Below are 17,525 nucleotides of genomic sequence, written 5' to 3' on the forward strand. Positions count from 1 at the left end.
ACCCGGGTGACGTTGCAGGCCAGGGCTGTGAGGACGTGCTGGACGTGAGTATGGGCCAGGCCCCGGTAACGGGAACGGCGCAGGCCGTGAACGCGGACGTTCTGTGAGAGGGTGGCCTCGCCGCCGGCCCGGATGGCATAGCGGCGGCGCCACTCCTCGCTTTGCTGGTCGAGTCGGTTGCGCGTCTGGATCTCGTGCAGGGGCTGGGGCAGCACGGCGATGCACCGGAGCCGGGTGGCTGAAGTGGTGCACTGGGCATGGTCTGGGCAGACTCGGCAGTCCGCCTCGGCGAACCGGGCCTGCAGATAGGTGTGGTCCTTGATGTTCAGCTTGGTCCAGGACGCGCTCGTGGCTCCGCGCGGACAGGCCGCGTGCTGGTTGTCCCCGTCGATGGCGAAGGCTGCTTCACCGAAGCCCGAACCGGCCTTGGGCTGGGCACTGTGGTCGGTGACGACCGGGCCGAGCAGGGTGATGCCGTGCACGCGCTGGGCCCGGTCGATGCGTGCCGGTGAAACGTAGCCGGAATCCACGACGTGCTCCGCGGGCAGCAACTGCCGCCCGGCCAGCCCATCGTGGATGGTGTCGGTCAGCTCGATGTCCTGGCGGTGGAGATGGTGGTGGCGACATGGACCACTACCTCGGGGCGCTCTTCGTCGCAGGTTTCCGTGAAATGTGTCCGATATCCGCTCCAGGCGGTGTCCCGTTTGACGCAGCAGTGCGCATCGGTGTCATAAGGCGAGTCGAACCGCAGCGAGGCAGGTGGCAGGGCGTGGCCGTCCCGCCGGCGCAGCGATCCGTCCACGTCCCAGAAGTAGTGGTGGACCCAGACCTGGCGCAGGATCTCCACTTGCGGAAGAACCCGCAGGCGGGGTGGGGCACAGGCGGTCCAGGCGGCGGTGAGGGTCTTCTGCCCGTCCCGGCCGAACTCCTCGGCCCGGGCGGTCACGGCCGCCTTCCCGCCCGGCAGCTTCCCGATCTCCACCCGGCGCCCGTACCGTTTTTGGCCCACTCGGGCTCGATCAGCGGTGCCAGCCAGGTGGGAGCGGCCTCGGCCAGCTCCTCCAGCGCCGCCCGAAGTGCCTCCCCGACCAGCTCCAGGTAGCTGAGGCGGCGCACCGCGGCCAGCACATGGATGGCATCCGTGCGCTGCCGGCCCCCGGCCTTGAGCAGACCGGCCTCCGTCAGACGCTCCAGCATCACATGCAGCAGTCGGTCAGCGGCGCCGTCCTGTTCAGCCAGTCGCGCCCGGAACTCGCACAGCACCGAGTGATCGAACCCCGGATCCTCCAGCTCAAGGCCGAGTGAGTACTTCCAGTCGATCCTGGTGCGGACAGCGTCCGCCGCCCGGTCGGAGAGGTTCTCCGCGAACTGCAGCCCCAACACCAGCGCCAGCTGCCCGGGGACAGCCCCGGCCTGCCAGCGTCGGGATACAGTCCGGCGAACTCCTCGTCCCCGAACAGGACATCGAGCCGGTCCCGGATGAGCATCGCCGCAGTGCCCTTTGGGCACGCTGCTCGCGCTGTCTGCACCGTCCTCACCGGAATCCGCTGAAAATTCCTCGGCTGCAACGACATCGCACCCACACCCCAGAACCCGAGGGCACCCCGCACATGCTCAGCGAAGCCCCCCCACGGCTGAGGCTCAGAGCCTCGGGCCAGCCGAGTGCCAAGGATGCGCCTCGCCCACCAAGCCTTGCCTCGGCAGCAAACTGACATCTAACATTTCAGTTCATGGAGGCCCTACAACCCCTGCCCCGCACCCTGCTCCGGGACCGCGCCTACACCGCGATCAGGGACGCCATCGTCGCCGGCGAGATCGAACCCGGCGCGGTGGTCCGTGACGCCGAGTTCGCGGAGCGGCTCGGGCTGTCCCGGGCGCCGGTGCGGGAGGCGTTCGCCCGGCTCGTCGACGAGGGGCTCCTGGAGAGCAAGCCGCAGAGCTACACCCGGGTCACCCCGGTCGTGGCCGCCGACGTACGGGACGCGGCGGCCGTGGTCGGCGCCATGCACGAACTGGTCACCCGGGCCGCCGTACCCCGGCTGCGGGACGCCGACCTGGACGTGATGCGCGCGGCCAACGAACGGTTCGCCGCCGCCGTACGCGCCGGTGACGTGGACGAGGCCCTGCGCGCCGACGACGAGCTGCACGACGTACTGGTGCGGGGGAGCGGCAACCGCGCGGCCGCCGCCACCGTCGCCCGCTACACCCCGCTCATCCGCCGTCTGGAGCGCCGCCGCTTCGGCGAGGGCGGCTCCTGCCGCTCGGCGGGCCTGCACGAACGGCTCATCGAGGCCTGCGCGGCCGGTGACACCGAGGCGGCGGTCCGGGTCACGGCCGACATCTGGAACACCCTCTCCGACCTGGTCGACGACGACACCACCGACTGACCACCCTGCCAGGAGGCGCCCCATGTCCCTTTCCTCCTACGACCGTTACCCGCTCCTCTTCGGCCCCTCGCCCGTGCATCCGCTGGAGCGGCTCACCGTCCACCTCGGCGGCGCCGCGCTCTGGGCCAAGCGGGAGGACTGCAACTCCGGGATCGCGTACGGCGGGAACAAGACGCGCAAGCTGGAGTACCTCGTCGCGGACGCGCTGGCCAAGGGCTGCGACACCCTCGTCTCCATCGGCGGGGTGCAGTCCAACCACACCCGCCAGGTCGCCGCCGTCGCCGCCCGCGCCGGGCTCAAGTGCGTGCTGGTGCAGGAGAGTTGGGTGGAGTGGCCGGACTCGGTGTACGACAAGGTCGGCAACATCCTGATCAGCAGGCTGGCCGGGGCCGACGTACGGCTCGTGCGGGCCGGGTTCGGGATCGGGTTCAAGGAGAGCTGGGAACTGGCGCTGCGCGAGGTCGAGGAGTCGGGCGGCAAGCCGTACGCCATCCCGGCCGGCGCCTCCGACCACCCGCTCGGCGGCCTCGGTTTCGCGGGCTGGGCATACGAAGTCGCCGAGCAGGAACAGCAGTTGGGCGTCTTCTTCGACACGGTGATCGTCTGCTCGGTGACCGGGTCGACCCAGGCCGGCATGGTCGCGGGCTTCGCCGCGCTGGCGGAGGCGGGCGGCCGCGCCCGCCGCGTCATCGGCATCGACGCCTCGGCCAAGCCCACCGAGACCCGCGAACAGGTCGCCCGGATCGCCGACCGGACCGGGCAACTGATAGGCCTCAAGCGCGAGTTGACTGTCGACGACGTCGAACTCGACGAGCGCTACCACGCGGGCATCTACGGCATCCCGGACGACACCACCCTGGCGGCGATGCGCCTCGCGGCCCGGACGGAGGGCATGGTCACGGACCCGGTGTACGAGGGCAAGTCGATGGCGGGCATGATCGACCTGGTCGAGCGCGGCGAGATCGACGCCGGTGCCACGGTCCTTTACGCCCACCTGGGCGGGCAGCCGGCGCTGAACGCGTACAGCGCGCTGTTCTGAAGGGATCCCGGATTGTGCGCCATGGTTGATCAACCAGGGGTCAGCGAGTCCAGGAGTTCACGGCCGTACTGCCACGAGCCCAGGCCGCCGGCGGAGTTGATGTGGCCGCACGCGCCCGCCGGATGCCATCCCGCCTTCCACCGTGCCGCGAAGCCGGCGGCTGCCTCGGGGGTGCAGTACGGGTCGTTGGTGCTGCCCACCACCAGGGCCGGGCACGACAAGGGCTGTGCCGACACCTCGGTGAACGTCGCAGCCGCCTCGCGCGGGAACGCCGGCCCGGACGGGTCGGGCGGCGCGACCAGGAACGCGCCGCCCGTCGGACTCGAAGGGTTCCTGGTCAGCCAGGCGGATGCCGCCCAGCAGCCCAGGCTGTGGGCTATCAGCACCACCCGGCTGTTCCGCCGGGAGGCTTCGTCGTATGCCTCCTGGACAGCGTCGATCCAGTCCGGCAGGTCGGGGGCGGACCACGAGGCAGGGGCGATCCTCACCGCTGAGGTGCCCCACTGCCGCTCCCACAAGGTCTGCCAGTGCTGTTCGTCCGAGCCGTCGATGCCCGGGATGATGACGTACGCGACCACTTCCCACCACCATTTCACTCGTCGCTCCCCGGGACCGCGGGGGCGTCTGGCTCCGATTCTGTTGGATGCATCAGGACTGCGGCAGTGGCGCAAGTGATCTCAAGGAAAGTGGTGCGGACGACAATGGAATCACTCGACCGGATAGACCGGGACATCCTCGCCCTGCTCCAGACCGACGGCAGGCTGACCGGCGCGGAAGTGGGACGCCGTGTCGGACTCTCGCAGCCCGCGGCCGGCGCGCGCATCCAGCGGCTGGAGAAGAACGGGGTCATCACCGGTTACCAGGCCGCGGTCGACCCGGTGGCCCTCGGTCTGAACATTCACGCGGTTGTCCGGCTGCGCACTACGCACGCCCACCTCGCGCGCGCCCTGGACTTCGCCTCCCGGACTCCTGAGATCGCCTCCACCCTCAGAGTCACCGGGGAGGACTGCCTCATCTTCGACGTCTACTGCCCGCAGGCAGAACGGCTCGAAGAAGTAGTGGACGCGCTGGCCCGTTACGGCCCGGTCACCACGTCCCTGGTGCTCCGCGCCTACCCTCAGAAACCACTGACCGACGCCACGTCAACAACGTCATGACCCGCAACAACAGTTCACCGTGGTGACCGGGACGGAGCCGGACCGATGAGTTTCCCGCGCCGCGCCGGTCTGTACGTGTGAGACCGACTCACGGAAGGCCGGCGCCATGCGGAAACTGATCTACGCCATGAACCTCAGCCTCGACGGCTACATCGCCGCGCCCGGCGACGACATCGGCTGGAGCGTGCCGAGCGACGAACTGTTCCAGTTCTGGTCCGACCAGTTGCAGACGACCGACCTGTCGCTGTACGGGCGCAAGCTGTGGCACACGATGAGCCCCTACTGGCCGACCGTCGACCAGCAGCCCGGCGCCACCCCGGCGGAGATCGAGTTCGGCCGCCGCTGGCGGGACATGGCGAAGGTGGTGTTCTCCTCGACGGTCGACAAGGTCGACTGGAACACCCGCCTGGTCACCGGCGACGCGGTCGCCGAGATCACCCGGCTCAAGGCCGAGGACGGCGGCCCGATGGACATCGGCGGCGCGACGCTCGCCGGGGCGGCCATGCGGGCCGGGCTGATCGACGAGTACGTGCTGGCCACCGCGCCGGTCCTGGTGGGCGGCGGCACACCGTTCTTCACCGCGCTGGACAGCTGGGTGAACCTGAACCTGGTGGAGACGCGGACGCTTCCCTGCGGCGTGATCCTGACCAGGTACGAGACGAGGCGCTGAGCGCCCCTCGCGTGACGCGATCCGGGACAGTGCTTCTGCCCCTCATACCGACGACTCCTGGGGCCGAGCCTCTGCGGAACGGCCGGCCCCCACCCGCCCGCAGACGGCACACGGCCGACCAGCGATACAGTGCACACCGTGCAGGCGGACGATCAACAACGGAAGTCGCGCGCCGGGCAGCCGGACGGCTCTCCGCGTCGCGCCACGATCCATGACGTCGCCCGCCTCTCCGGCGTCTCCCGCCAGACCGTCTCCCGCGCCGTCAACGACAAGGGCGAGATCGACCCGGTCACCAAGGAACGCGTCCTGGAGGCGGCCCGGCTGCTGGACTACCGGCCGAGCCGCTTCGCCCGCGGCATGGTCCGCAAGGGCGCGGTGACCACCGGGCTGGTGATCCCGGACCTGATGAACCCCTTCTTCCCCGAGGTCGCCGCGGGTGTGCTGGAGGCGGCGGAGCAGCGCGGCTGGCAAGTCGTGGTGTGGGACTCCCGCACCGACGCCGACCGCGAACGCGAGGCGCTCGACGTGCTCTCGCACCAGGCGGACGCGGTCGTGGGCTACTTCAAGAACGACGACGCGGAACTCGCCCGCCTGCTGGGCGGGGTGCCCCTCGTGCTGCTCGAACGCGGGCCGCAGCAGACCCGGTTCGGCGCCGTCGGCATCGATGTCGCCGCCGGTCTGGAGCAGGGCGTCGCCCATCTGGTCGCGGCGGGGCACCGCCGGATCGGCCTGCTGGACGGCGACGGGCTCTCCGCGCCCGGCCCCCGCCGGACGGCCTTCCTCGACGAGGTCCGGCGCCACGGCCTCCCCGTCGACAAGGACTGGATCGTGCTCTGCCCCGAGCACAGCGTGGCGGGCGGCGAGGCCGGGATGGCTCGACTGCTGGCCAAGCAGCCCGAGGTGACCGCCGTGGTCGGCTTCAACGACCTCATCGCCATCGGCGCGATCCGGACCGCCCGGCGGCACGGGCTGCGTGTGCCGGACGACCTGGCCGTGCTGGGCTTCGACGGGCTCTCGCTCGGCGAGCTCGTGGAGCCCGCGCTCACCACCCTGCACATCGACAAGCGCCGCCTCGGCCGGCTGGCCGTCGAACAGCTCGCCCGGCTCAGGGCCGGCGAGGAGCCGCTGACCGGCGCGGACGCCTGGGTGATCCCCGAGCTGGTGGTGCGCGCCTCGGCCTGAGGCGTCGTACACCTCTGACACCACGTCAACAGATCGCGCTTGCACGTCTCTTGACTGACCTTTTCGGCCACCCCAATACTCGTCGGCAACGTTCACGTGAACGTTCACGGGGCCTCCGACATCGTTGTCCTCCCCTTGCTCCGGAAAGGCGAGTGCGCGCCCATGGCACCACACCGAACGATCTCCCGCAGACGACTGCTGGGGGCCTCCCTGGGCGGCGCGGGTGCCGCCCTGCTGGGTCTGTCGGGATGCGGGACGGGCAGCGGCTCGATCTCCGCGGGCACCGACCACCTGACGATCTGGTACTGGAACGGCTCGTTGAGCGACAGACTGCTCGCCACCTCCGCACGCGGGGTTCCCGGAGTCCCCGGGCTGAAGGTGAAGGGCGCGCCGATCGCCGGCGACTACCGGGGCAGGCTGCGCACGGTCATGGCGGCCCGCGCCTATGTGCCTGACCTGGCCTGCCTGAACTCCCCGATCGGGGACTACTTCCCGGACGAGAACGAGTTCCTCGATCTGAAGGACCTCGGCGCGGAGGCGGTCCAGGACGAGTACCTGGCCTGGAAGTGGAAGAGCTGCACCAGCCCGTCCGGCCGGATGATCGGCTTCCCGCTCGACGCCGGCCCCACCGCGCTCTACTACCGTCGCGACCTCTTCGAGAAGGCCGGTCTGCCCACGGAACCGGCCGACGTCGCGGAGGCCACCTCGACCTGGGAGAAGTACCTCGACGTCGGCAGGACGCTCAAGGCGAAGGCGCCCGGCAGGCCCTACCTGATCTCGCAGATCGCCTACGTCTTCCGGATGGCGCTGTACCAGAGCCCCAAGCAGTTCGTCGACGCCGACAACCACTTCATCGGCGACCAGGAGCACGTCAAGCGCGCCTGGGACCTGGCCGTGGAGACCTGCCGGCAGGGGCTGAGCGCCCGCACCCTGGACGCCACACCCGACTTCAACTCCGCGCTCGGCGGCGGCCGGATCGCCACCATGAACACCGCCGTCTGGTACATCAACGGCCTCAAGGACACCGCGCCGAAGACCTCGGGGAAGTGGCGGCTGACCACGATGCCGGGCGGCCCGGCGAACTACGGCGGTTCGTACGTCGGCATCACCCGCTACTGCCGTGACCCGGAAGGGGCGTTCGCCTTCCTGAAGTGGATGCTCGGGCCGGAGAACCAGCTCAGGAGCTATCAGGAGATGGCGCTGTTCCCCACCACCCCGGCCGCCTACGACAAGCCGGCGATGCGCAGGCCCGACCCCTTCTTCGGCGGTCAGATCCCCGTCGACGTCTTCGGGCCGGCCGCCGAGAAGGCCCCGGTCATCTTCTTCAGCGCCTACGAGAACACCGCCAACACCCCGGTCTACCAGGAGCTGACGAACGTGGAGACGCTCGGCAAGAACCCCGACAAGGCGTGGCGTGACGCCATGGACGCGTCCAGGACCGCGCTCGCCCAGCGGGGGGTGAGCTGACATGGCCGCCGTCGCAGAGGCACAGGCGTCCGGTGGCACCGCGCAGACGGTCCGCGCGCGGGCCCCGCGCGGCCGGTGGCGGCGCCACCTTCCGTCGTACGCCGCCATCTCGCCGTACTACGTCCTCTTCGCCGTCTTCGGCGCGTTCCCGGTGGGCTTCTCGCTGTACCTGTCCTTCCAGGACTGGGACGGCATCGGGGACATGAAGTCCGTGGGCTTCCGGCAGTACTACTGGCTGCTGCACGACTCGGTGTTCTGGCACTCGATCCTCAACACCTTCGAGATCTGGTTCCTGTCCACGGTGCCGATGCTGTTCCTGGCGCTGGTCCTCGCCTTCCTGCTGCACTCGCAGACGCGGTTCTCCGCTGCCTGGCGGGTGGCGTACTTCGTCCCGAACGTCACCTCGATGGTCGCGATGACGATCGTGTTCGGCTCGGTCTTCGCCCAGGCGGGTCTCGCCAACTCGCTGCTCAGGGCGGTCGGGGTGGACGGCGTCAGCTGGCTGACCTCGGCGCTGGGCATCAAGTCGGCGATCGCCCTCATGATCGTCTGGCGGTGGGTGGGCTACAACGCGCTGATCTTCCTCGCCGGTCTCCAGGCCATCCCCACCGAGCTGTTCGAGGCCGCCCGGGTCGACGGAGCCGGCAGCAGACAGCTGCTCTTCCGGGTGCTGGTGCCGCAGCTGCGGCCGGTGATCCTGTTCGCCGTCATCACGTCCACCATCAACGGCCTGCAGATCTTCACCGAGCCGCAGGTGCTCTTCTACTCGGACGACCCGGGCACCGCGGGCGGTCCCGGCCAGGAAGGCATGACCATCGTGCTCTATCTGTGGCAGAAGTCCTTCAACGACCACCAGTTCGGCTACGGCGCGGCGATGGGCTGGCTGCTCTTCGCGATCATCGCGCTGTTCGCGATCATCAACTGGCGGCTGGTGTCCGGCTCGGACCGCGACGACCGCCGTGGCATCCCGCTGGGCAAGGAGGCCGGCCGTGGCCGCTGAACACCCGTCCTCGAACGCGGGTCTCGCCATCGGGTCAGGCAGCCGGACCACCCGGATCGCCGTCCGCGTCGCCCTGCTCCTCGGGGTGCTGGTCTCGCTGTTCCCGTTCTACTGGCTGGTGGTGATGGCCTCCCTCACCACCCCGGACATCCTGGCCTACCCGCCCCGGCTGGTGCCCGGCGGCCACCTCCTGCACAACATGCGGGAGGTGATCCACCGGATCGATTTCTTCACCTCGCTCTTCAACACGGTCGTGGTGGCCACCGTCGGCACCCTGCTCGTGCTGTTCTTCGACTCCCTGGCCGCCTTCGCCTTCGCCAAGTACGAGTTCCCGGGCAAGAGGATCCTGTTCGGCATCCTGCTGGCCACCTATATGATCCCGGCGCAGCTGTCCCTGGTGCCGCAGTTCGTCACCATGGCCCACTTCGGCTGGGCCGGCACCCTCAAGGCGCTGATCGTCCCGGGGGCGGCCAACGCCTTCGGCATCTTCTGGATGCGCCAGTACGCGCAGAACTCCCTGCCCGACGAACTCCTCGACGCCGGGCGCATCGACGGGGCCGGCTTCTTCCGCATCTACTGGCAGGTCGCGCTGCCGCTGTTCCGGCCCGCACTCGCGTTCCTCGGCATCTTCACCTTCATCAGCCTCTGGAACGACTACATCTGGCCGCTGGTCGTCATGGTCAACCCCGACAAGGTCACCCTCCAGGTCGCCCTCGCCAACCTCAACGTCGCCTACAACACGGACTACGCGGTGGTGATGGCGGGGGCGTTGATGAGCGTGCTCCCGCTGATCGTGGTGTTCCTGATCGGCGCCCGGCACTTCCTGCGCGACCTGGCGGCGGGGGCGACGAAGATGTAGCCCCGGCTACGGCGTCCGCTCGCGTGGGCTCGTGATCACGAGCGCCGCCACCAGGAACGCGGTCACCGCGACCAGCGAGCCGATGCCGAAGGCGCGGGCGGCGCCGTGGGTGAGGATCTCGGCGGGGGTGCCGGTCGTGTGCCGGGTCACCGTGCCGTACACCGTGACCAGGACGGCGAGTCCGAGGGTGCCGCCCAGCCACTGCAGGGTCTGCAGGAGACCGGAGGCGGCCCCCGCCTCCCGGGGTTCGATGCGGGCGAGGATGGTCGCGTTGAGCGGCATGAAGCTCAGGCCGACCCCCGCGCCCAGCAACAGCAGCGGGCCGAGCAGCCCGGTGGCGTAACCGTCCCCGGGCCGCAACCGCCACAGCCAGCCGCCGGCGAGGGCGAGCAGGACGATGCCGGTGAGCATCAGCGGCTTGGCCCCGAAGCGGGCCAGCAGCCGGGGCAGCACCCGTACCACCGCGAACATCGTCAGGGTCATGGGCAGGAACGCGAACCCGGCACGCAACGGGCTGTACTCCAGGACCTGTTGGCAGATGAGGGTGAGGAAGTAGAAGGCGCCGAACATGCCCGCGGGCAGCAGCATGACGGTGAGATAGCCGCCCGCCCGGTCGCGGTCGGCGAACAGCCGCAGCGGCATGATGGGTTGGCCGGCCCGGGACTCGATCAGTGCGAAGCCGAGGAGCAGCGCGACCGCGCAACCGAACCCGAGCAGGGCCTGGGTGTCGCTCCAGCCCTCCTCGGAGACCCGGATGAACGCGTACACCAGCGAGCTCATCCCGGCCGTCCCGGTCAGCGCGCCCGCGAGGTCGAAGCGGCCCGCGTGCCGCGGGGCCTCGGCCACGAAGCGGGGCAGGGCCAGGAACAGGGCGATGCCGATGGGGACGTTGATGAGCAGGGCCCAGCGCCAGGACGCCCACGAGGTGAGCATGCCGCCCAGGACCAGTCCGACGGAGCCGCCGATGCCGGCCATGGAGGAGTAGACGCTCAGGGCGTGGTGGCGGCGCGGTCCCGGCGGGAAGTTGGTGGTGATCAGGGCCAGGGTGCTGGGGGCGATCAGGGCCGCGCCGACGCCTTGCAGGGCCCGTGCGGTGAGCAGCCAGGAGCCCTCGCCCGCGACCCCGCCGAGGAACGAGGAGAGTGCGAACAGCAGTGCGCCGGTGCCGAGCGTACGACGGCGGCCGGCGATGTCGCCGACCCGCCCGCCGAGCAGTAACAGACCGCCGAAGGCGAGGGTGTAGGCGTTGAGCACCCAGGACAGACCGGTGCGGCTGAACCCCAGGTCCTGCTGGATGTCGGGCAGGGCGACGTTGACGACGGTGGAGTCGACGCCGACCATCATGTACGCGGTGACGATGACGAGGAGGGCGGAGCGGAGCCTTGCGGGGTGCGAGGAGGCGGGCGGGCCGGCGGCCGTGGACGGTGCGGACGGGCTGGACGGGGCGGACATGAGGTTCTCCCGTTCTGGGCGTCCCCGGGCGCGGGCACGGGCGCGTACGGGCAGGCGGACTGCCCGGGGAGCACACGGCGATAACCGGGGACTGTCTCCGTTTAGTGCTCGCTAAGATACGGAGAGGGTCCCCGGTTCGCAAGGAGTAACTGGATGACGCAGGTCAGGCCGATGCGCGCGGATGCTCGCCGCAACTACGAGCGCTTGCTGAAGGTGGCCGTCGAGGCCTTCGCCGAGCATGGTGAGAACGCGTCGCTGGACGACATCGCCAAACGGGCGGGCGTCGGCTCCGGCACGCTCTACCGGCACTTCCCGACGCGGCAGGCGCTGCTGGAGGCCGCGTTGGCCGACCGGCTGGAGGGACTGGCTGCCAAGGCCGACGAGTTCGCGGCGGAGCTGGCGCCGGGAGCGGCGCTCACGGAGTGGCTGAACGAACTGTGCGTCGCCACCCTCCAGGTACGTGGCCTGAAGGCCCTGCTGGGGTCGGCGGTCACCGACGGCAGCTCGGCCATGCTCACGGCCTGCGGCACGACGGTCCGGGGCTCGGCGACGCGGTTGGCGGACGCGGCGAAGGCGGAGGGGACACTGCGGGAGGATATCGAGGCGATCGATCTGCTGCGGCTGGCGCACGGGGTGGCCACGGCGTCGGAACTGGCGAACGGGCAGGGGAAGCAGATCCGGCGGTATCTGGAGCTGCTGACGGAGGGGTTGCGGCCGTGAGTGTGCGGCCGCCGTGCGTGAGTATGTGGCCGTGAGTGCGTGGTGGGCGGTGCTGGGGCTGGGCGGGGGTGGGTGCGCTTGCCCGCGCTTGCGGGGTGCCGCCCGCGCCCACCCGTGCCGCCTGGGGGTGCCCCCAGGCCCTTAAGGCACTGGGGGAGGCACGACTGCCCGCGGCTGAGGGAACTACAGGGCTTCCGCTCCCGGCTTCACCATGTTGCGTACCGTGCGGGCCTTTACGAACGAGCCCATCGCCGTCATGTCCCATTCGCCCGAGAACTGCCGGACCAGCTTCGCCATCATCACGCCCGTCTGTGCCTCGGCGTTGGTGAGGTCGAAGCGGGCCAGTTCCTCGTCGGTCCTGGCGTCCAGGAGCCGGCAGTAGGCCTTGGCGACCTCCGTGAACTTCTGGCCGGAGAAGGAGTTGACCGTGAAGACCAGGCCGGTGACCTCCGGGGGGATCCGGCCGAGGTCGACCACGATCACCTCGTCGTCGCCGCCTCCCTCACCCGTGAGGTTGTCCCCGGAGTGCTTGATGGCGCCGTTGAGGATGGACAGCTTGCCGAAGTAGCAGCTGTCGATGTGGTTGCGCTGCGGGCCGTAGGCGATGACCGAGGCGTCCAGGTCGATGTCCTTGCCGCGGAACGCCGGCTCCCAGCCCAGGCCCATCTTCACCTGGGAGAGCAGCGGGCTGCCGCCCTTGACCAGGGACACGGTCTGGTTCTTCTGGAGGCTGACTCTGCCCTTGTCCAGGTTGATCTTCCCGGTGCCGGGGGCGGGCGGAGCGGGCGGCGCGGGAGGTGCGGCGGGGACCGGCGGGGCCGCCACGGGCGCCGTCGGCTGCGGGGCCGGTGCCGCCGGTTCCTCCACCGTCACACCGAAGTCCGTCGCGATGCCCGCCAGCCCGTTCGCGTACCCCTGGCCGACCGCGCGGGCCTTCCACGCGCCGCCCCGCAGATAGATCTCCACGACCACCAGGGCCGTCTCCGTGCCCAGCTGCGGGGGCGTGAACGTGGCCAGTACCGAGCCGTCGTCCGCGTTGCGGATCGTCGCCGTCGGCTCGATGCCCTGGAAGGTCTGACCTGCGGCGTCCGGGCTCGCGGTGACCACGATCTTCTCGATGCCCGGCGGCACGGCGGCCGTGTCGACGGTGATCGCGTCCGGGGACGTACCGCCGCCGGAGCGGTACGTCACACCCGGGCCGTTCGGCTGGTTGTAGAAGATGAAGTCGTCGTCGGAGCGCACCTTGCCGTCGCCCGTCAGCAGCAGGCCCGACACGTCGAGCCGCACCGGGGCGGCGACGTCCACCGCCACCCGGGAGACCGGAAGAGGGATGTTCGAGCCAGGGGTCATAGCTGTCATGCCGGGTGAACGAACGACCCCGCTTTACCGTTCCCTTAAACTTCCGCGGCACCGCCGAACTTCTACGGCACCACCACGATCTTCCGCCCCACCCCCGCCGCGAACTGCTCCAGCGCCTGCGGATAGCTGTCGAGCGGAAGGCGGTCGCTGATGAAGACCTCCGGGTCCAGCACCCCGTTCGCGAACAGTTCGGCCGCGCGTTCGTAGCTGTGCAGGACGGCCATGGAGCCGGTGATGGTGAGCTCCTGGTTGTAGATGCGGTACGGGTCGATGGTCACCCGGGTCGCGTAGTCGGCGACGCCGAACTGGAGGAAGGTGCCCGCCTTCGAGACCCGCTCCAGGCCGTCCTGGATCGCCGCCGCGTTGCCGGTCGCGTCGATGACGACGTCCCAGCCCTGCGGGCGGTCCAGTTCGTCGGCGTTGGCGGCGGAGGCCGAGACGCCGAGCCGCCGGGCGGTCTCCAGACGGGCCGGGTTGAGGTCGACCACGTCGACGCTCGCCGCGCCCGTGCGCTTGGCCAGCTCCAGCATCATCAGGCCCATCGTGCCCGAGCCGTAGATCAGGACATGGGCGCCCAGGCGCGAGCGCAGGACGTCGTAGCCGCGTACCGCGCAGGAGAGGGGCTCGACCAGGGCCGCGTCCTGGGTGCGGACGTGCTCCGGGAGCTTCACGCAGTTGGCGACGGGGGCGACGGCGTACTGCGCGGCGCCGCCCGGCACGGTCACGCCGATCGCGGCCCAGCGCTCGCAGAGGTTGTTGTGGCCGTCCCGGCAGTAGCGGCACTCGTGGCAGTACAGGGAGGGGTCGACCGCGACCCGGTCGCCGATCGACACCTCGGTGACCTGGGCGCCGACGCCGACCACCTCGCCGGCGAACTCGTGGCCCGGCACGATCGGCAGCTTGGGCGCGAACTCGCCCTGGAGGATGTGCAGATCGGTGCCGCACAGACCGCAGGCGGCCACCTCCACGACGACCTCGCGGGGGCCCGGGGTCGGGTCCGGGACCTCGGTGACGACGGCGCGGCCCACGGACTCGATGACGGCGGCCTTCATTTCACGGCTCCCAACGACAGGCCCTGGACCAGCTTGTCCTGGGCGGCGAACCCCGCGGCGAGCACCGGCAGGGAGACGACGAGCGACGCGGCGCACACCTTGGCCAGGAACAGGCCCTGGCTGGTGATGAAGCCGGTCAGGAAGACGGGGGCGGTCTCGGCGACCACGCCCGTCAGGACTCGGGCGAAGAGAAGTTCGTTCCAGCTGAAGATGAAGCAGATCAGGGAGGTGGCGGCGATGCCGGGCAGGGCGATCGGGGCGACCACGCGCGCGAGGATCGTCGGGAGGCGGGCGCCGTCGATCTGCGCGGCCTCGATCACCGCGACCGGGACCTCGGCGAGGAAGGACTGCATCATCCACACCGCGATCGGCAGGTTCATGGAGGTGTAGAGGATGACCAGGAACCAGATGTTGTCCAGCATCCCGGTGTTCTTCGCGAACAGGTAGATCGGCAGCAGGCCGGCGACGACCGGCAGCATCTTCGTGGAGAGGAAGAAGAACAGGACGTCCGTCCACTTCTTCACCCGCCGGATCGACAGCGCGTAGGCCGCCGGGAAGGCCAGGACCAGGACGAGGAGCGTGGAGACGATCGAGGCGACCGCCGAGTTGATCAGCGCCGGCCAGGGGCTCGCGCCGCCGCCCGCCCCGAAGAACTCGCGGTAGCCGTCGAGGGTGAGGGCGGCGCCGAAGGAGGGCGGGTTGGTCGCCGCGTCCGCCTCGGAGTGGAAGGACGTCAGAGCCATCCAGGCGATGGGGAAGAAGAAGACGATGCCGGCCAGCCAGGCCACCAGGCCGACGCCGACACCCCGGTGCTGCCGGATGCGTGGGGCGAGGGTGCTCATGCGCGGGACGCCTCCTCTCGGAACAGGGACGACACCACGCGCAGGGCGAAGGTCGCGATGACGATCGAGCCGATGACCACCAGGACGCCGGCGGCCGAGGCGAGGCCGTTCTCGTGGGCCTGGTAGAAGCTCTGGTAGACGGTGTAGGGGAGGTTGGCGGTGCCCAGGCCGCCGGATGTGATGGTGAAGACCGCGTCGAAGTTCTGGACGATGTAGATGGAGCCCAGCAGGGCGCCGAGTTCGAGGTAGCGGCGCAGGTGCGGGAGCGTCAGATGGCGGAAGACCTGCCACTCGTTCGCGCCGTCCACCCGGGCGGCCTCGATCTGCTCGGGGTCCCGGCTCTGCAGCCCGGCGAGCAGGATCAGCATCATGAACGGCGTCCACTGCCACACCAGGGCGGCCTCCACCGCCAGCAGCGGCGTGTTGGAGATCCAGTCGGGCTGCGGTCCGCCGACGTAGTGCAACAGGCCGTTGAGCAGGCCGTATTCGGGGTTGTACAGGACGTGCTTCCAGAGCAGGGCCGCGGCCACCGGGACCACCAGGAAGGGGGCGATCAGGAGGGTGCGGACGACGCCCCGGCCGCGGAACCTGTTGTTCAGGAGCAGCGCGAGCGCGAGGCCGAGCACCAGGCTGACCAGCACCACGGTGACCGTGAGGAGGACCGTCGTCCAGACCGAGTGGCGCAGGTCCGCGTCGGTCAGCACCTGGCGGTAGTTGTCGACGCCGGCGAAGTGACGGGCCTTCGGATAGAGGGCGTTCCAGTCGAAGAAGGAGATGACCACCGTGGCCACGAACGGGAGCTGGGTCACGACGATCATGAAGACCAGGGCGGGCAGCAGCGGGGCCCGGGTGGCCCAGGCGCGCAGGCGGGCGGAGGGCGGCCGCGTGGCGCGTGCGGGTGATGCTGCGTAGGGGGCTGTCGTCGCGGTCATCGTCCCTCGTACTCCTTGGAGATCTTCTCGGCGAGCTGCTGGGACTTCTGGAGGGCCGAGTCGACGGACTGCCGTCCGGCGATGGCCGAACTGATCTCCTGGGAGACCTTGGTGCCGAGATCGGTGAACTCGGGGATGTCGACGAACTGGATGCCGGGCGCGGGCCGCGGCTGTACGCCGGGGTCGTTCGGGCGGGCGCTCTCGATGGCCTCCTTGGTCATCTCCTGGAAGGCGGCGGCCGACTTGACGTAGTCGGCGTTCGTGTACGTCGACGCCCGCTTGCCCGCCGGTACGTCGGACCAGCCGCTGGTCTCGCCGACCAGTTCCTCGTACTCCTTGCTGGACGCCCAGGAGACGAACTTCCAGGCCTTGTCGGGGTTGCGGGAGGCCTTCTGGATGCCCCAGGCCCAGGTGTAGAGCCAGCCGGCGGACTTCGTCTGCTCCACGGGTGCCGGGACGTAGCCGAGCTTGCCCTTGACCGGGGAGCCGTTCGCCTCCAGCAGGCCTGCGGCGCTGGTGGCGTCGTACCACATGGCGACCTTGCCCTGGGTCATGTTGTTCAGGCACTCGGCGAAGCCGGACTGGGGGGCGCCGGACTCGCCGTGCTTGCGGACGAGGTCGACATAGAACTTCGTGGCGTTCTCGAACCCGGGCGCGGTCAGCTGGGCCTTCCAGTTCTTGTCGAACCAGGTGCCCCCGAAGGTGTTCACCACGGTGGTCAGCGGTGCCATCAGCTCGCCCCAGCCGGGCAGACCGCGCAGGCAGATGCCGCGCATGCCGGACTGGGCGCCGTCCACTTTCGCGGCGAGGTCGGCGACCTGCTGCCAGGTGGGGTGCGCGGGCATCGTCAGGCCTTTCGCGGCGAACACGTCCTTGCGGTACATCAGGAAGGACGACTCGCCGTAGAAGGGCTGGCCGTAGAGCTTGCCGTCGTCGGCGGTCAGGGACTCGCGCATCGGCTGGAGGATGTCCTGCTCGTCGTAGCCGGGGTCCTTCGCGACGTACGAGTCCATCTCGTGCAGCCAGCCGTTGCGGGCGTAGATCGGAATCTCGTAGTTGGACAGGGTGGCCACGTCGTACTGGCCGGCCTGGTTGGCGAAGTCCTGGCTGATCTTGTCGCGGACGTCGTTCTCGGGCAGCACGGTGAAGTTGACCTTGATGCCGGTCTCCTTGGTGAAGCGCGGGGCGAGCTTCTGGAGTTCCGTCATCTGGGGGTTGTTGACCATCAGCACGTTGATCGAGTCGCCGCCGGAACCGGACCCGCCCGCACCGACCCAGCAGCCGGAGAGCAGCGGGGCGAGCAGCGTCCCTGCGGCGGCCATGGCGAGGGTGACGCGCGGCCTCCGTCGGCTCGGGGTTCGCATGGATCGCTCCTGGAGGAATCGGGATATACAGGGCAGTGGTGGG

Annotated in this window: 18 protein-coding genes and 1 pseudogene; 9 read left to right on the forward strand and 10 right to left on the reverse strand. The window is 69.9% G+C overall.

Annotation, left to right across the window (positions count from 1 at the left end):
- Positions 1-11: 11 nt before the first annotated feature.
- The 3 genes and pseudogenes from AB0D85_RS07065 to AB0D85_RS07075 form a co-directional block, all read right to left on the reverse strand.
- A pseudogene (locus AB0D85_RS07065) lies at positions 12-530 on the reverse strand (transposase); the annotation flags it as partial.
- Positions 531-586: 56 nt separating this feature from the next.
- On the reverse strand, positions 587-982 hold the full coding sequence (locus tag AB0D85_RS07070; RefSeq protein ID WP_362314765.1) for a hypothetical protein: 396 nt from the start codon (positions 980-982) through the stop codon (positions 587-589).
- Positions 943-1,509, reverse strand: a complete 567-nt coding sequence (locus AB0D85_RS07075; RefSeq protein WP_362314769.1) for a transposase — start codon at positions 1,507-1,509, stop codon at positions 943-945. The genes AB0D85_RS07070 and AB0D85_RS07075 overlap by 40 nt, the downstream gene beginning before the upstream one ends.
- A gap of 221 nt (positions 1,510-1,730) precedes the next feature.
- Here AB0D85_RS07075 and AB0D85_RS07080 point away from each other — a divergent pair, with 221 nt between their 5' ends.
- The gene (locus AB0D85_RS07080) at positions 1,731-2,387 is read left to right on the forward strand and encodes a GntR family transcriptional regulator (RefSeq protein ID WP_362314772.1); all 657 of its coding nucleotides are present in this window, start codon (positions 1,731-1,733) and stop codon (positions 2,385-2,387) included.
- A gap of 22 nt (positions 2,388-2,409) precedes the next feature.
- Complete coding sequence (locus AB0D85_RS07085) at positions 2,410-3,426, forward strand: 1-aminocyclopropane-1-carboxylate deaminase (protein WP_362314775.1); 1,017 nt, start codon at positions 2,410-2,412, stop codon at positions 3,424-3,426.
- Between the two features lie 29 nt (positions 3,427-3,455).
- Here AB0D85_RS07085 and AB0D85_RS07090 read toward each other — a convergent pair whose 3' ends face one another.
- Positions 3,456-4,004, reverse strand: coding sequence for an alpha/beta hydrolase (locus AB0D85_RS07090; RefSeq protein WP_362314778.1), 549 nt, complete (start codon positions 4,002-4,004; stop codon positions 3,456-3,458).
- 123 nt (positions 4,005-4,127) lie between these two features.
- Between AB0D85_RS07090 and AB0D85_RS07095 the strand changes: the two genes are divergently transcribed.
- The 6 genes from AB0D85_RS07095 to AB0D85_RS07120 all read left to right on the forward strand — a co-directional run bounded on the left by AB0D85_RS07095 (position 4,128) and on the right by AB0D85_RS07120 (position 9,761).
- The gene (locus AB0D85_RS07095) at positions 4,128-4,583 is read left to right on the forward strand and encodes an Lrp/AsnC family transcriptional regulator (protein WP_362314781.1); all 456 of its coding nucleotides are present in this window, start codon (positions 4,128-4,130) and stop codon (positions 4,581-4,583) included.
- 106 nt (positions 4,584-4,689) lie between these two features.
- Positions 4,690-5,253, forward strand: coding sequence for a dihydrofolate reductase family protein (locus AB0D85_RS07100; RefSeq protein ID WP_362314784.1), 564 nt, complete (start codon positions 4,690-4,692; stop codon positions 5,251-5,253).
- 138 nt (positions 5,254-5,391) lie between these two features.
- Positions 5,392-6,435: a LacI family DNA-binding transcriptional regulator gene (locus AB0D85_RS07105; protein WP_362314786.1), complete on the forward strand. Its 1,044-nt coding sequence runs from the start codon at positions 5,392-5,394 to the stop codon at positions 6,433-6,435.
- 162 nt (positions 6,436-6,597) lie between these two features.
- Positions 6,598-7,902 (forward strand): extracellular solute-binding protein, encoded by a 1,305-nt coding sequence (locus AB0D85_RS07110; protein ID WP_362314789.1) that lies wholly within the window; start codon positions 6,598-6,600, stop codon positions 7,900-7,902.
- 1 nt (position 7,903) lies between these two features.
- Positions 7,904-8,902 (forward strand): sugar ABC transporter permease, encoded by a 999-nt coding sequence (locus AB0D85_RS07115; RefSeq protein ID WP_362314792.1) that lies wholly within the window; start codon positions 7,904-7,906, stop codon positions 8,900-8,902.
- Positions 8,892-9,761: a carbohydrate ABC transporter permease gene (locus AB0D85_RS07120; protein ID WP_362314795.1), complete on the forward strand. Its 870-nt coding sequence runs from the start codon at positions 8,892-8,894 to the stop codon at positions 9,759-9,761. Before AB0D85_RS07115 ends, AB0D85_RS07120 begins: the two co-directional genes overlap by 11 nt.
- A gap of 6 nt (positions 9,762-9,767) precedes the next feature.
- Here AB0D85_RS07120 and AB0D85_RS07125 read toward each other — a convergent pair whose 3' ends face one another.
- Complete coding sequence (locus AB0D85_RS07125; protein ID WP_362314798.1) at positions 9,768-11,213, reverse strand: MFS transporter; 1,446 nt, start codon at positions 11,211-11,213, stop codon at positions 9,768-9,770.
- Positions 11,214-11,366: 153 nt separating this feature from the next.
- On the opposite strand from AB0D85_RS07125, the gene AB0D85_RS07130 reads away from it, so the two are divergent.
- Positions 11,367-11,933 carry a helix-turn-helix domain-containing protein gene (locus AB0D85_RS07130; protein ID WP_362314801.1) on the forward strand — a complete coding sequence of 189 codons (567 nt, stop codon included), beginning with the start codon at positions 11,367-11,369 and terminating at the stop codon, positions 11,931-11,933.
- A 183-nt stretch (positions 11,934-12,116) separates the two neighbouring features.
- Here the strand turns inward: AB0D85_RS07130 and AB0D85_RS07135 are convergent, their stop codons facing one another.
- The 5 genes from AB0D85_RS07135 to AB0D85_RS07155 form a co-directional block, all read right to left on the reverse strand.
- The gene (locus tag AB0D85_RS07135; protein ID WP_362314804.1) at positions 12,117-13,283 is read right to left on the reverse strand and encodes a TerD family protein; all 1,167 of its coding nucleotides are present in this window, start codon (positions 13,281-13,283) and stop codon (positions 12,117-12,119) included.
- Positions 13,284-13,354: 71 nt separating this feature from the next.
- Positions 13,355-14,344: a zinc-dependent alcohol dehydrogenase family protein gene (locus AB0D85_RS07140; protein WP_362314807.1), complete on the reverse strand. Its 990-nt coding sequence runs from the start codon at positions 14,342-14,344 to the stop codon at positions 13,355-13,357.
- Positions 14,341-15,186 (reverse strand): carbohydrate ABC transporter permease, encoded by an 846-nt coding sequence (locus AB0D85_RS07145; protein WP_362314810.1) that lies wholly within the window; start codon positions 15,184-15,186, stop codon positions 14,341-14,343. The genes AB0D85_RS07140 and AB0D85_RS07145 overlap by 4 nt, the downstream gene beginning before the upstream one ends.
- Positions 15,183-16,118 carry a sugar ABC transporter permease gene (locus AB0D85_RS07150; RefSeq protein WP_362314813.1) on the reverse strand — a complete coding sequence of 312 codons (936 nt, stop codon included), beginning with the start codon at positions 16,116-16,118 and terminating at the stop codon, positions 15,183-15,185. Before AB0D85_RS07150 ends, AB0D85_RS07145 begins: the two co-directional genes overlap by 4 nt.
- Positions 16,115-17,482: a sugar ABC transporter substrate-binding protein gene (locus AB0D85_RS07155; RefSeq protein ID WP_362314816.1), complete on the reverse strand. Its 1,368-nt coding sequence runs from the start codon at positions 17,480-17,482 to the stop codon at positions 16,115-16,117. Before AB0D85_RS07155 ends, AB0D85_RS07150 begins: the two co-directional genes overlap by 4 nt.
- Positions 17,483-17,525 lie beyond the last annotated feature (43 nt).

The organism is Streptomyces sp. NPDC048277, from assembly GCF_040652235.1.
Classification (GTDB): Bacteria; Actinomycetota; Actinomycetes; order Streptomycetales; family Streptomycetaceae; genus Streptomyces.